This window comes from Streptomyces pactum, assembly GCF_002005225.1.
GTDB lineage: Bacteria > Actinomycetota > Actinomycetes > Streptomycetales > Streptomycetaceae > Streptomyces > Streptomyces pactum_A.
Map to the genome: position 1 here is coordinate 4,513,867 of NZ_CP019724.1, position 12,987 is coordinate 4,526,853.

Consider the following 12,987-nt stretch of genomic DNA (forward strand, 5'->3'; position numbering starts at 1 on the left):
CGACGCCGACGCCGACGCCGACGGGGGCGGGGGCGGGGTCGGGGCCGGGCACGGAGTAGCGGGGCGGGCGGCGGCGGGCCGGGATCGTCAGGTCCGCGCCGCGTCGTACGCCTCGCGGGCCTGCTCGACCGCCGCCATCCGCCGCTCCGTCCACCGGGCGAGGCCGCGGACCTGTTCGGCGGCCTCCCGGCCCAGGTCCGTGAGGGAGTAGTCCACGCGGGGCGGGATCACGGGCTTGGCCTCCCGCCGGACCAGGCCGTCGCGCTCCAGCGTCCGCAGGGTCTGGGCCAGCATCTTCTCGCTGACCGCGCCGATCTGGCGGCGCAGTTCGCTGAAGCGGTACGAACGGTCCAGCAGCGCGATCAGGGCCAGGGTGCCCCAGCGGCTGGTGACGTGTTTCATGACCAGGCGTTCCGGGCACATCGACTCGCTCACCTTCATACGCATACGGTACGCCGGGGCGTGCACTGACTCAGAGTTAGTGCACGCCCCGGCGTTGTCAGTGGTGCCCTCTACTCTCGGGAGCGATGGCACAGGTGTGGAAGTGCTCGGGGCTGCGGTGGGCGGCGGACGGTCCCGTGCTGACATGGGTCGGGGGCCGGCGCAGTGCGCTGGCCAGGGGGAAGCGGGTGGCCTTCGGGGTCGCCGAGGGGGGTGTGCGGATTTGCGTGGGAGCGCGGGGGCACGCGTGCCCGGCCCGGGCCGGTGTGACGGGACGGAGTGCGGGGGCGCGGTGCGAGGAGTGCGCGCGGCTGGACCGGGCGCACTCCGTGGCCGCCGACACGATCGCGGACGATCCGCGGCCGTACCGCGTCTATCTGGCGTGGTTCGGGCCCGGGCTCGTCAAGGTGGGGATCACCGCACACGAGCGGGGAGCCGCCCGGCTGCTGGAGCAGGGAGCCGTCTGCTTCAGTTGGCTGGGCTGCGGGCCCCTGATGGCCGCACGCCGGACCGAGGAACTGCTGCGGGCCGCGCTGGGCGTGCCCGACCGGATCCCGTACGCCCACAAGCGCGCGGTGCGGGCCGGGTTGCCGGCGTCGGAGGCGGAGCGGACGGCCGAGATCGCGGAGTTGCACGCGCGGGCGGCGGCGCTCGGCGGCTGGCCGGAGTCGCTGACGCCGGAGCCGTTCCGGGGCGTGGACCACGCGGGCGTCTTCGGGATCGAGGGGGCGGGCCGTGGGCCGGCCGCCGTGGGGGAGGTCGCCGAGCTGGTGGCGGGCGGGGCGATCGGTGGGGAGCTGGTGGCGGCGGCCGGGCCGGATCTGCACCTGGCGACGGAGCGCGGGGTCGTCGTGCTGGACACGCGGCTGATGACGGGGTGGGAGCTGGTGTCCGCCGGGGGCGAGCCGTGCGCCGTGCCCGTGCGCGAACTCAAACGAGCGGCCGGAGTACAGGACGGGCTGTTCTGACCTCACCTCTGGTCCCGGCCCCCGGCCCCCCGGCCCCCGCCCTCTTGTACACGGGCGCGTCGGGCGCGATCGTGGCCGCATGAGTGATCACGAGGCCGGGCAGGTCCGCCGGTTCTGGGAGGGCCTCGGGCTGCCCGGACTGGTCGACGTGCACACGCACTTCATGCCCGAGCGGGTGCTGCGCAAGGTCTGGGGCTACTTCGATGCCCTCGGCCCGCTGACCGGTGGAGTGGAGTGGCCGATCACCTATCGGCGGGCGGAGGGCGAACGCGCGGCACTGCTGCGGGAGTTCGGGGTGCGCGCCTTCACGGCCATGCTGTACCCGCACAAGCCGGGCATGGCGAGGTGGCTGAACGGCTGGGCGGTGGACTTCGCCCGCCGGACCCCCGACTGCCTGCACACTTCCACCCTCTTCCCGGAGCCGGACGTCGGGACGTACGTCCGCGAGGCGGTCGAGGCGGGGGCGCGGGTCTTCAAGGCGCATGTGCAGGTGGGGGCCTACGACCCGGCCGACGAACTGCTCGACGCGGCGTGGGGTGTGCTCGCCGAGGCGGGGGTACCGGTCGTCATCCACTGCGGGTCCGGACCCGCGCCCGGCAAGCACACCGGACCCGAGCCGATCGCGCGGGTGCTGGCGCGGCACCCCCGGCTGCGGCTGGTCGTCGCGCACCTCGGGATGCCCGAGTACGAGGACTTCCTCGACCTCGCCGACCGGTACGGCGGGGTCCGGCTGGACACGACGATGGCGTTCACCGACTTCAGCGAGCGTCTCGCCCCCTTCCCCCGGCGGGCCCTGCCCCGGCTGGCCGGCCTCGGCGACCGCATCCTGCTCGGATCGGACTTCCCCAACATCCCGTATCCCTACCTGCATCAGCTACGCGCGCTGGAGCGGCTGGAACTGGGGGACGCGTGGCTGCGAGGCGTGTGCCACGACAACGCGGCCCGGCTCTTCGGGCTGCCGGAGCACCGGCCGGAGCACCGGTCGGGGCACTGAGAGAGCACCGGCCGGGGTACTGAGAGGCACCGGCCGCGGCTGCGGACCGGTGCCCGACTGGGCGTGGACGGGCTCAGGGCTCGGCGGCGAAGACGTGACGGGTGGTCCCTGACGGGTGGTCCCTGACGGGTGGTCCCTGAGAGGCCCCTGTGGGTTTCTCAGAGAAATCACAGCTTGGGGAAAGGGTGCTCTCAGAGCGCCCCGACATCGTGTCCGTTATGACCACGACCTCGCCCCAGGGGCGCACCGAACTGCTGAGGCCGGACGGGAGCCCCGTCCGGGTGCTCGTAGTGGACGACGAGCTGTCCATCACGGAGCTGCTGTCCATGGCCCTGCGCTACGAGGGCTGGCAGATCCGCAGTGCCGGGGACGGGCACGGCGCCCTCCAGGCCGCGCGCGAGTTCCGGCCCGACGCCGTCGTGCTGGACATGATGCTGCCCGACATGGACGGGCTGAGCGTGCTGGGGCGGCTGCGCCGGGACCTGCCGGACGTGCCGGTGCTGTTCCTGACCGCCAAGGACGCGGTCGAGGACCGCATCGCCGGGCTGACCGCCGGCGGGGACGACTACGTCACCAAGCCGTTCAGCCTGGAGGAGGTCGTCGCCCGGCTGCGCGGCCTGATCCGGCGCACCGGCGCCGCCGACCGGCGCTCCGAGTCCGTCCTCGTCGTCGGCGACCTCACCCTCGACGAGGACAGCCACGAGGTCACCCGGGGTGGCGACGGCATCCACCTCACCGCGACCGAGTTCGAGCTGCTGCGCTTCCTGATGCGCAATCCGCGGCGCGTGCTGAGCAAGCCGCAGATCCTGGACCGCGTGTGGTCGTACGACTTCGGCGGGCAGGCCAACGTCGTCGAGCTGTACATCTCCTACCTGCGCCGGAAGATCGACGCCGGCCGTGAGCCGATGATCCACACCCGGCGCGGCGCCGGCTACCTGATCAAGCCCGCGGCATGAGCGGACGGCGACGACCGCGACCGCGGACCCTGCGGACGCGGCTCGTCGTCGCGTCGGTGGCGCTGATCGCGGTGGTGTGCGCGGTGATCGGGACGGTGACGACGGTGGCGTTGCGCTCGCACCTGTACGAACAGTTGGACGGGCAGGTGCACGAAGTCGTGAAGCGGGTGTCCGGGTTCGGGCCGCCGGGTGGACCGGGACCCGGGGGCGGGAGCCCGCAGCGGATGGACCTCGACGAGTTCGTCACGCACGGCGGTCCGCAGCCGCGCGACACGATCGTCGCCGAGACTGAGGGCGGTGCCGTCGTCGACGCCAAGTACGGCAAGAAGGACGACGAGAGCACGGACCCCAGCAGGACGACGCCGGTCTCCCTCGACGAGGCCCAGCGCACCGCGCTCGCCACCGTCGCCCGGGACGGCGACGCGCACACCGTCGAGATCCCCGGCCTCGGCGACTACCGCGTCGAGTACCGCGACGGCTACTACGCCGGCCTCCCCACCTCCGACGTCGACGGCACCATCAACACCCTGATCCTCGTCGAGGCCAGCGTCACCGCCGCCGGCCTCATCGCCGCCTTTCTCGCCGGGGCCGTCATCGTCGGTGTCGCCACCCGCCCCCTGCGCAAGGTCGCCGCCACCGCCACCCGCGTCTCCGAACTGCCCCTGCACGCGGGCGAGGTGAACCTCGACGAACGGGTCCCGGAGTCCGAGTGCGACCCGCACACCGAGGTCGGCCGGGTCGGTGCGGCGCTCAACCGGATGCTGAACCACGTGCACGGGGCGCTGCACGCACGGCAGGCGAGCGAGACGCGGGTCCGGCAGTTCGTCGCGGACGCCAGCCATGAGCTGCGCACGCCGCTCGCCTCCATCCGCGGGTACGCCGAACTCACCCGCCGGGGCCGGGAGCGGGTCGGCCCCGACACCCGGCACGCGCTGGGCCGTATCGAGTCCGAGGCCGGGCGGATGACGCTGCTGGTCGAGGACCTGCTGCTGCTCGCCCGCCTGGACGCCGGGCGGCCGTTGCAGTTCGGGCAGACCGATCTCCTGCCGCTCGTCGTGGACACCGTCAGCGACGCCCGCGCGGCCGGGCTCGACCACAACTGGCGCCTCGACCTGCCCGAGGAACCGGCGGTGGTGTCGGCGGACGCCGCCCGGCTCCAGCAGGTGCTGGTCAACCTGCTGGGCAACGCCCGCAACCACACCCCGCCCGGTACGACCGTCACCGCGCGGGTGCGGTTCAGCGGGCCGTGGCTGTGCGTGGACGTCGAGGACAACGGCCCGGGCGTCCCGGCCGGGTTGCTGCCGCACGTCTTCGAACGGTTCGCGCGCGGCGACTCCGCGCGGTCCCGCGCCACCGGCTCGACGGGGCTCGGACTCGCCATCGTGCAGGCGGTGGCGACCGCGCACGGCGGTGCCGTGACCGTCGACAGCGTGCCGGGGCGCACGGTCTTCACGCTGCACCTGCCCGCGTTCCCGGCGCGCGGGAGCGGGCCACCGCACTCACAGGCACAGCACAGTCTCACCACACCGGCACGACAGGGGACTTGAGAAGAGTCGGTCCCATGCGAACCGACTCTTCCCCCGGCTCCCTGCCGGCGCGGGAGCATCTCCCGGCCGCAGGAGCCGGTACGCCTGTCCTGGACGTAGTGATCCCCGTCTACAACGAGGAGAAGGACCTCAGGCCGTGCGTCCTGAGACTGCACGAGCACCTCACGCGGACGTTTCCGTACGCCTTCCGCATCACGGTCGCGGACAACGCCTCCACGGACGCCACCCCGCACATCGCCGCACGGCTGGCGGCGGAGGTCGCCGAGGTCACGTCCTTCCGGCTGGAGCAGAAGGGACGCGGCCGGGCACTGAGCACCGTCTGGTCGGCCTCCGACGCCCCCGTCCTGGCCTACATGGACGTCGACCTGTCCACCGACCTGAACGCCCTGCTGCCCCTGGTGGCGCCGCTGATATCCGGTCACTCGGACCTCGCGATCGGCTCCCGGCTCGCCCGCAGCTCACGGGTGGTGCGCGGCGCCAAGCGGGAGTTCATCTCCCGCTCCTACAACCTCGTCCTGCGCGGCTCCCTCCAGGCCCGCTTCTCCGACGCCCAGTGCGGTTTCAAGGCGATCCGCCGGGACGTGGCCCGGGTGCTGCTGCCGCTGGTGGAGGACACCGGCTGGTTCTTCGACACCGAGATGCTGGTGCTCGCCGAACGCGCCGGGTGCCGGATCCACGAGGTGCCGGTCGACTGGGTCGACGACCCGGACTCGACCGTGCACATCGTGCGGACGGCGACCGACGACCTCAAGGGCGTGTGGCGGGTGGGCAAGGCCCTGACCACCGGTTCGCTGCCGCTGGACCGGCTGGCCCGGCCCTTCGGTGACGACCCGCGCGACCGGGACCTGACCGGCGTGCCGCAGGGGCTGGCCCGGCAGCTCGTCGGCTTCTGCGTGGTCGGGGCCCTGTCCACCCTCTTCTACCTGCTGCTCTACAGCGGCTTCCGCGTCTTCGCCGGCGCGCAGCCCGCCAACGCGCTCGCCCTGCTGGTCTCGGCGGTCGCCAACACCGCCGCCAACCGGCGGATGACCTTCGGGGTGCGGGGCCGGGGCGGCGCCGTGCGGCACCAGGCGCAGGGGCTGGTCGTCTTCGGTATCGGTCTGGCCCTGACCAGCGGCTCGCTCGCCGCCCTGGACGCGGCGAGCGCCGACCCCGACCACTCGACCGAGCTGGCGGTGCTGATCGTCGCCAACCTCGCGGCCACCGTGCTGCGCTTCCTGCTCTTCCGCGCCTGGGTCTTCCCGGACGCGCCGCCCACCGTGGACGCGCCGCCCACCGTGGACGCGCCCGGGCCTCGGCTCCCGCAGGCGTACCACGCCGGCGGCGACGCCACGATGCGGCCGCAGCCGGTGCCCCACGCCGACACCGACTCGAGGGACCGACGATGACGACGCACTACGACCGGACGACGCAAGCCGAGGACGCACGTCCTTCGGAGGACGGGGGACCGCCGCCGCCGACGACGACACCGACGACGCCCACGCCGGGACCGTCACGGCGGTCCCGCCTGCGCGGGCTGTGGCGGGGCCGCGCCGAGGACCCCCGCTGGGCGCGCCCGGCCCTCCTCGTCCTGCTGGCGGCCACCGCCCTGCTCTACCTCCGCGACCTGAGCGCCTCCGGCTACGCCAACTCCTTCTACTCGGCCGCCGCGCAGGCGGGCGGCGAGTCCTGGAAGGCCTTCTTCTTCGGCTCGCTCGACGCCGCGGGCGCCATCACCGTCGACAAGCCCCCGGCCGCGTTGTGGCCGATGGCGCTGGCGGTGCGGATCTTCGGGCTGAGCTCCTGGTCGATCCTCGTCCCCGAGGTGCTGATGGGCGTCGCGACGGTCGCCGTCGTGTACGCGGCGGTGCGCCGCCGGTTCGGTCCGGCGGCCGGGCTGATCGCGGGTGCGGTGCTGGCGCTGACACCCGTCGCGGCGCTGATGTTCCGCTTCAACAACCCGGACGCGCTGCTGGCGCTGCTGATGTCCGCGGCCTGCTACCTCGTCGTCCGCGCCCTCGAGGACGGCCGCACCAAGTGGCTGGTGTGGGCCGGCGTCGCGATCGGCTTCGCGTTCCTGGCGAAGACCCTCCAGGCCTTCCTGATCCTTCCCGCCCTCGCCCTCGTCTACGGCGTCTGCGCGCCGGTGCGGCTGAAGAAGCGGCTGGGGCAGCTCGCCCTGGCCACCGTCGCGATCGTCGTCTCCGGCGGCTGGTGGGTCGCGATCGTGGAGCTGTGGCCGGCGTCGTCGCGCCCGTACATCGGCGGCTCGCAGAACAACAGCTTCCTGGAGCTGACCTTCGGCTACAACGGCCTCGGCCGCCTCAACGGCGAGGAGACCGGCAGCGTCGGAGGCGGCGGCGGTGGCGGCGGCATGGGCGGTGGCGGCGGGCAATGGGGCGAGACCGGCTGGGACCGGATGTTCAACTCCGAGATCGGCGGACAGATCTCCTGGCTGCTCCCGGCCGCCCTCGTCCTGCTCGTCGCGGGGCTGATCGCCACGCGGCGCGGCGGCCGTACCGACACGGCTCGCGCGTCGCTCCTGGTCTGGGGCGGCTCCCTGCTGATGACGATGGCCGTATTCAGCTACATGGCGGGCATCTTCCACCAGTACTACACGGTGGCCCTCGCGCCCTACCTGGCGGCCGTGGTCGGGATGGGCACGGTGACGCTGTGGGAGCGGCGCGAGCGGATCCGGGCGTCCCTCGCCCTCGCCGCGGCCGGCACGGCGACCGCGGCCTGGGGGTACGTCCTGCTCAACCGCATGCCCGACTACCTGCCGTGGCTGAAGTGGCTGGTCCTCGTCGGCGGCCTGGCCGCCGCGCTCGGCCTCGTCTTCGCCGGGCGGCTGGGGCGCCGGACCGCGCTCGCGGTGGCGGGGCTGGGCGTCGTCGCGTCGCTGGCCGCGCCCACCGCGTACACGCTGAGCACCGTGCGGGAGGGGCACAGCGGTTCCATCGTCACGGCAGGCCCGTCCGGCGCGAGCATGATGGGCGGCCCGGGCGGTGGCGGCGGTGGCCGGGGCGGTGGCCCCGCAGGCGGCGGCTTCCCCGGCGGCGGGAACGCGCCCGGGCAGGGTCAGGGCCAAGGCCAAACCCAGCCTCGGGGGCAGGGCCAGGGCCAGGGTGGGCCCGGCGCCGGCGGCTTCCCGGGAGGCACACCGGGCCAGAACGGCCAGACGCTCCCGAACGGGCAGACCGGCGAGGCCGGTCGCACGGGCCCGGGCGGCGGCATGGGCGGCCTGCTCAACGGCGCCCAGGTCGACGCCGAGGCCAGGCAACTGCTGGAGGCCGACGCCGACCGGTACACCTGGGTCGCCGCCGCGATCGGCTCCCAGAACGCCGCGAGCCACCAGCTCAGTACCGGTGACCCGGTGATGGCGATCGGCGGCTTCAACGGCACCGACCCGTCGCCGACCCTGGCCCAGTTCAAGGAGTACGTGGCGGACGGAGAGATCCACTACTTCATCTCGGGCGGCGGCACGGGCGGCATGGGGGGCGCGTCCGGCACCTCGTCGCAGATCTCGTCGTGGGTCGAGGCCAACTTCACGGAGGTCACGGCCGGTTCGGCGACCCTCTACGACCTCACACAGCCGACGGGCTGACCGCCCCGGCACCGCTCTACTGTACGGCGTATAAGCGCCCTTATACGCTGTACAGCATGACGACGTCCTCCCCGGAGAGGGAAACCGCGCCCGCGGTCCAGGGCCACCCGCAGCGCTGGCTCATCCTCGGTGTCATCAGCCTCGCCCAGTTGACCGTGGTGCTGGACAACACCGTCCTGAACGTGGCCATCCCCTCGCTCACCGGCGAGCTGGGCGCGTCCACCTCGGACATCCAGTGGATGATCAACGCCTACTCGCTGGTGCAGTCCGGCCTGCTGCTCACCGCGGGCAGCGCGGCCGACCGCTACGGCCGCAAGAAGATGCTGACCGCGGGGCTCGCCCTGTTCGGCCTGGGCTCGCTGGCGGCGGGTCTCGCGGAGAGCACCGGGCAGTTGATCGCGGCGCGGGCCGGAATGGGCGTCGGCGGCGCGCTGCTGCTGACCACCACGCTCGCCGTGGTCATGCAGATCTTCGCGCCCGCGGAACACGCGAGGGCGATCGGCATCTGGAGCGCGGTGAGCGCGCTGGGCTTCGCCTGCGGGCCGCTGATCGGCGGTTTCGTACTGGACCACTTCTGGTGGGGCGCGATCTTCCTGATCAATCTGCCGGTCGTGGCGCTCGGCCTGGTCGCGGTCGTGACCCTGGTCCCGGAGTCGAAGAACCGCCAGGGCGACCGCCCCGACCTGCTCGGCGCCGTGCTCTCCACGATCGGCATGACCGCGCTGGTCTACGCGATCATCTCCGGCCCCGAGTACGGCTGGACGTCCGGCCGGGTGGCGGCCACGGCGGCCGTGGCGGTCGGTGTGCTCGCGCTCTTCGCGTACTGGGAGAGCCGTGTCCCGTACCCCATGCTCGACCTGGCCTTCTTCCGCAACCAGCGGTTCACGGGCGCGGTCGCCGGACTCACGCTGATCACCTTCGGTATGGGCGGCGCGCTCTTCCTGCTCACCCAGCACCTGCAGTTCGTGCTCGGGTACGGCCCGCTGGAGGCGGGAGTGGCGACCGCGCCGCTGGCCGTGACGGTGGTGGTGCTGAACTTCTCCGGGGTGGCGGCTAAGTGGCTGGCCAGGCTGGGCACGCCGGTGGCGGTGCTGCTCAGCATGGTGCTGATGTCGGCGGGCCTGGTGGCCATCGCCACGCTCACCGGCGAGGGCTACGCCGGCACGCTGCTGGGTCTGCTGCTGATAGGCGTGGGCTGCGCGCTCGGCAACCCGGCCATGGCACACGCGATCATGAGCGCGATTCCGCCGGCCAAGGCGGGGGTCGGCGCGGGTATCAACGGTACGTTGGCGGAGTTCGGCAACGGGCTGGGCGTGGCCGTGCTGGGCGCGGTGCTGAACTCCCGGTTCGCGGCGCTGGTGCCGGTGGCGGCGGCGTCGTTGCCGGCGGCGCTGGCCTCGGCGGAGGGTGAGGCGGAGCGGGAGCGGGTGATCGACGCGTTCTCCTCCGGGCTGGAGAGCAGCCAGTTGGTGGGGGCGGTGGCTGTGCTGGCCGGTGGGGTGGTGGCGTCGGTCCTGTTGCGGCGGGCGGAGAAGGGGAGCGCCTAGGAGCTCCGGTGGACCGCGTCGTCGCGCGGACGCGGGCTGTTCGCGGTGGAGCGCGCGGTTCCCCGCGCCCCGTGCGGGGCGACCGGCCGGCCGCGGGTGACGAGCGAGGAGAATGTGCGCATGGCGAAGGCAGGGCGGCAGGGGCCGCGGGCCAGTGTCTGGCTGGCCGGTGAGGACCGTCGCGGCGGACGGCGCGGCGGGCAGCCGTCCGGGCTGGACCGGGAGCGGATCACCGAGGTCACCGTCCGGCTGCTGGACGCCGAGGGCCTGGCCGGGTTCTCCATGCGCCGCCTGGCCGCCGAGCTGGACGTCACCGCGATGTCCGTCTACTGGTACGTCGACACCAAGGACGAGTTGCTCGAACTCGCCCTGGACGCCGTCTACGGCGAGCTGCGCCGCCCCGGCCCGGACACCGGCGACGACTGGCGCGGGCAGCTCCGCACGCTGGCCCGGGAGAACCGCAGGCTGTTGGTGCGCCATCCCTGGCTGTCCCGGCTGACCGGCGCCTACCTCAACATCGGGCCCCACTCGCTGGCCTTCTCCCGGGACGTGCAGGGCGTCATGCGCCGAAGCGGTCTGCCCACCCACCGCCTGACCGGGGCCATCTCCGCCGTCTTCCAGTTCGTCTACGGCTACGGCACCGTCGAGGGCCACTTCCTGGCCCGGGCGGCGGACAGCGGCCTGAACGTGGACGACTACTTCCAGGCCTCGATGAGCGCGGTGGCCGAGTCGCCGGACACGGCGGACGTGATCCGGGAGTCCCGGGAGATCATGTCGGCCCGTGGCGGCGACACGGTCGGGGAGATGCTGGACCGGGATTTCGAGTTCGCGCTGGACCTGCTCGTGGCGGGCATCGAGGCGATGGTCGAGCGCGGGTGAGTCAGTCGTCCGCCGCCAGCCGAGCCGGGAAGCCGCCCGTCGCCACCGGCCCCCACTTCTCCGGCGTCACTCGAATGATCGATTTTCCCTGCTCCACCATGGCCCGCCGGTACTCGTCCCAGTCGGGGTGCTCGCCCGCGATGTTGCGGTAGTACTCCACGAGAGGCTCCACGGAGTCGGGCGAGTCGATTACCTCCGCGGTGCCGTCGATCTGGACCCAGGGGCCGTTCCACTCGTCGCTGAGCACGATGAGGCTGACCCGGGGGTCGCGGTGCGCGTTGCGGGTCTTGGCCCGTTCGGGGTACGTGGAGACCACGATCCGGCCGGAGTCGTCGACCCCGCAGGTCAGCGGCGACCCCTGCGGGCTGCCGTCGGCCCGCCGGGTGAGCAGGATCGCCCGGTGCCGGGGACGCACGAAGTCCAGCAACCCGGCCAGGGAGACACGGGTGTTCGTCGCGATGTTCGGTGCCATGCCGCCAGCCTAGGCCGCGCTCCCGCCGTCCGGCCCGCGCTCCGGTCCGCCGTCCCGTCCGTTGCCCGGTCCGCCGTCCGGCTCATTGCCCGGCCCGCCGTCCGGCCCGCCGTCCGGCCCGCCGTCCGGCCCGCCGTCCGGCCCGCCGTCCGGCCCGCCGTCCGGCCCGCCGTCCGGCCCGCCGTCCGGCCCGCCGTCCGGTCCGCCGTCCGGCCCGCCGTCCGGTCCGCCGTCCGGCCCGTTGCCCGGCCCGCCCTCCGGCTCGCCCTCCGGAGCCAGCGCCTCCGCGAGGTTGTCGTACACCGGCACGTCCCGGCGCAGGCCGGACAGTTCCAGGACGCGGCTCGGCACGCCCGTCGGGGCGGCCACCACCCGCAGGCGGCTGTGCCGGTGGGTGCGGCGGCGTACCTCGTCGAGGAGGCGGACGCCCTGGGAGTCCATGAAGCGGGTCCTGGTCAGGTCCAGGACGAGAACGCGCAGGCCCTCGGAGTGGTGGTCCACCGCGGTCATGATCAGGGGCAGCAGCCCCTCGGCGTTGCGGAAGTCGATCTCGGGGGGCAGCGCGAGTACGGCGTAGCCGGGCGGATCACACGGCGCGCACGGTTGTGGGAGGAAGGTCACGTCACTCACCTGACAGACGTCAGCCGGCTTCCGGTCGAGGCCGCTTCCTGACCCGGGTCCCATTCCATCACGCCGCCGACGGGGCGGGGAAGGTGCCCGCCGGTCCTTCGGCCGGGCGTCACCGGCGCGCAACCAAGCAGCTAAAGTGCTGTTCGTCCTGTGCTCGCAGTCGGGAATGTGCTGCGGAGCTCTCCTGCGCACGGCCGTTTGGCCGCGCATGCCGAAGAGGTTCGTGGTGGCTGCGTCCGAATTTACTGAATTGCCGCGTTTCCCGGTGGGTTTCGAGCTGGCCGAAGCCCTGACGTCGGCGGCTCGGCAACTGCACGGGACGGGCACCCCGGACGACACCCTGAACACCGCGGTCGAGCTGGCGGTGCGCCTGCTGCCCGGCGCGGAGCACGCGGGCATCTCGGAGATCCAGCGCGGCAGCCGGCTGCGCACCCTCGCCTGGACCGACGACGCCGTGCGGTTCGCGGCCGAGCCCCGGCACGGCGGCGGCCGTGAGCCGCATCCGGACTGGGAGCGCCTGTGGAGCACGCCCGTGGTCCGGATAGACGACAGTGAGGCCGACGGCGGCGGCAACGCCCTCTCCGGCCTCGGTCTCCGCTCCGCGCTGTCCCTGCGGCTGCGCGCCGACCGGCGCCGCCTGACCGTGCTGACGGCGTACGCCCGCGAGCCGCAGGCCTTCGACGAGGACGCCACCCGCGTCGGCCGGCTGTTCACCGCGCACGTCTCCCTCGCCCTGGACTCGGCGACCGTGCGCGAGCAGCTCACCGAGGCCATGCGCACCCGGGACCTGATCGGCCAGGCCACCGGCATCCTCATGGAGCGGCTGGACATCGACGCGGCCGGCGCCTTCGACTCCCTGGTGAAGGCCTCGCAGCGGGAGAACGTGAAACTGCGCGACCTCGCCCGCCGCATCGTCGACGCGAACACCGGCGCCGGGGGCCGAGGCGTGAGCGAGCGGTGACGGGATATC

General features: G+C 73.4%; 11 protein-coding genes and 1 pseudogene. 9 read left to right on the forward strand and 3 right to left on the reverse strand.

What is annotated here, in order from left to right; all coding sequences use genetic code 11:
• Positions 1 to 87: 87 nt before the first annotated feature.
• Complete coding sequence (locus B1H29_RS19105) at positions 88 to 447, reverse strand: winged helix-turn-helix transcriptional regulator (RefSeq protein WP_055422047.1); 360 nt, start codon at positions 445 to 447, stop codon at positions 88 to 90.
• An 80-nt stretch (positions 448 to 527) separates the two neighbouring features.
• On the opposite strand from B1H29_RS19105, the gene B1H29_RS19110 reads away from it, so the two are divergent.
• The 8 genes from B1H29_RS19110 (at position 528) to B1H29_RS19145 (ending at position 10,915) form a co-directional block, all read left to right on the forward strand.
• Positions 528 to 1,409, forward strand: a complete 882-nt coding sequence (locus tag B1H29_RS19110) for a DUF2797 domain-containing protein (RefSeq protein ID WP_079160312.1) — start codon at positions 528 to 530, stop codon at positions 1,407 to 1,409.
• 79 nt (positions 1,410 to 1,488) lie between these two features.
• Entirely contained in the window at positions 1,489 to 2,403 is a 915-nt protein-coding gene (locus tag B1H29_RS19115) for an amidohydrolase family protein (protein ID WP_055422045.1), read from the forward strand.
• A gap of 218 nt (positions 2,404 to 2,621) precedes the next feature.
• Positions 2,622 to 3,359 (forward strand): response regulator transcription factor, encoded by a 738-nt coding sequence (locus B1H29_RS19120; RefSeq protein ID WP_199832460.1) that lies wholly within the window; start codon positions 2,622 to 2,624, stop codon positions 3,357 to 3,359.
• Complete coding sequence (locus B1H29_RS19125) at positions 3,356 to 4,906, forward strand: sensor histidine kinase (protein WP_055422043.1); 1,551 nt, start codon at positions 3,356 to 3,358, stop codon at positions 4,904 to 4,906. Before B1H29_RS19120 ends, B1H29_RS19125 begins: the two co-directional genes overlap by 4 nt.
• 14 nt (positions 4,907 to 4,920) lie before the next feature.
• The gene (locus tag B1H29_RS19130; RefSeq protein WP_055422042.1) at positions 4,921 to 6,294 is read left to right on the forward strand and encodes a bifunctional glycosyltransferase family 2/GtrA family protein; all 1,374 of its coding nucleotides are present in this window, start codon (positions 4,921 to 4,923) and stop codon (positions 6,292 to 6,294) included.
• Positions 6,291 to 8,489, forward strand: a complete 2,199-nt coding sequence (locus B1H29_RS19135; protein WP_055422041.1) for a glycosyltransferase family 39 protein — start codon at positions 6,291 to 6,293, stop codon at positions 8,487 to 8,489. Before B1H29_RS19130 ends, B1H29_RS19135 begins: the two co-directional genes overlap by 4 nt.
• 56 nt (positions 8,490 to 8,545) lie before the next feature.
• The gene (locus B1H29_RS19140) at positions 8,546 to 10,036 is read left to right on the forward strand and encodes an MFS transporter (protein WP_055422040.1); all 1,491 of its coding nucleotides are present in this window, start codon (positions 8,546 to 8,548) and stop codon (positions 10,034 to 10,036) included.
• Positions 10,037 to 10,156: 120 nt separating this feature from the next.
• Positions 10,157 to 10,915, forward strand: a complete 759-nt coding sequence (locus tag B1H29_RS19145) for a TetR/AcrR family transcriptional regulator (protein WP_055422039.1) — start codon at positions 10,157 to 10,159, stop codon at positions 10,913 to 10,915.
• Between the two features lies 1 nt (position 10,916).
• Here B1H29_RS19145 and B1H29_RS19150 read toward each other — a convergent pair whose 3' ends face one another.
• Together B1H29_RS19150 and B1H29_RS37450 are read right to left on the reverse strand one after the other, a co-directional pair.
• Positions 10,917 to 11,387: a PPOX class F420-dependent oxidoreductase gene (locus tag B1H29_RS19150; protein ID WP_055422038.1), complete on the reverse strand. Its 471-nt coding sequence runs from the start codon at positions 11,385 to 11,387 to the stop codon at positions 10,917 to 10,919.
• Positions 11,388 to 11,654: 267 nt separating this feature from the next.
• Positions 11,655 to 12,008, reverse strand: a pseudogene (locus B1H29_RS37450) (STAS domain-containing protein); the annotation flags it as partial.
• A 217-nt stretch (positions 12,009 to 12,225) separates the two neighbouring features.
• Between B1H29_RS37450 and B1H29_RS19160 the strand changes: the two are divergent.
• Positions 12,226 to 12,978, forward strand: a complete 753-nt coding sequence (locus B1H29_RS19160) for an ANTAR domain-containing protein (protein ID WP_055422037.1) — start codon at positions 12,226 to 12,228, stop codon at positions 12,976 to 12,978.
• Positions 12,979 to 12,987: the final 9 nt, after the last annotated feature.

What these genes read in the sequence shown, in the direction of transcription:
- B1H29_RS19105 (WP_055422047.1), bottom strand. Translation starts at nt 447, where the DNA reads ATGCGTATGAAGGTGAGCGAGTCGATGTGCCCGGAACGCCTGGTCATG.
- B1H29_RS19110 (WP_079160312.1), top strand. Translation starts at nt 528, where the DNA reads ATGGCACAGGTGTGGAAGTGCTCGGGGCTGCGGTGGGCGGCGGACGGT.
- B1H29_RS19115 (WP_055422045.1), top strand. Translation starts at nt 1,489, where the DNA reads ATGAGTGATCACGAGGCCGGGCAGGTCCGCCGGTTCTGGGAGGGCCTC.
- B1H29_RS19120 (WP_199832460.1), top strand. Translation starts at nt 2,622, where the DNA reads ATGACCACGACCTCGCCCCAGGGGCGCACCGAACTGCTGAGGCCGGAC.
- B1H29_RS19125 (WP_055422043.1), top strand. Translation starts at nt 3,356, where the DNA reads ATGAGCGGACGGCGACGACCGCGACCGCGGACCCTGCGGACGCGGCTC.
- B1H29_RS19130 (WP_055422042.1), top strand. Translation starts at nt 4,921, where the DNA reads ATGCGAACCGACTCTTCCCCCGGCTCCCTGCCGGCGCGGGAGCATCTC.
- B1H29_RS19135 (WP_055422041.1), top strand. Translation starts at nt 6,291, where the DNA reads ATGACGACGCACTACGACCGGACGACGCAAGCCGAGGACGCACGTCCT.
- B1H29_RS19140 (WP_055422040.1), top strand. Translation starts at nt 8,546, where the DNA reads ATGACGACGTCCTCCCCGGAGAGGGAAACCGCGCCCGCGGTCCAGGGC.
- B1H29_RS19145 (WP_055422039.1), top strand. Translation starts at nt 10,157, where the DNA reads ATGGCGAAGGCAGGGCGGCAGGGGCCGCGGGCCAGTGTCTGGCTGGCC.
- B1H29_RS19150 (WP_055422038.1), bottom strand. Translation starts at nt 11,387, where the DNA reads ATGGCACCGAACATCGCGACGAACACCCGTGTCTCCCTGGCCGGGTTG.
- B1H29_RS19160 (WP_055422037.1), top strand. Translation starts at nt 12,226, where the DNA reads ATGCCGAAGAGGTTCGTGGTGGCTGCGTCCGAATTTACTGAATTGCCG.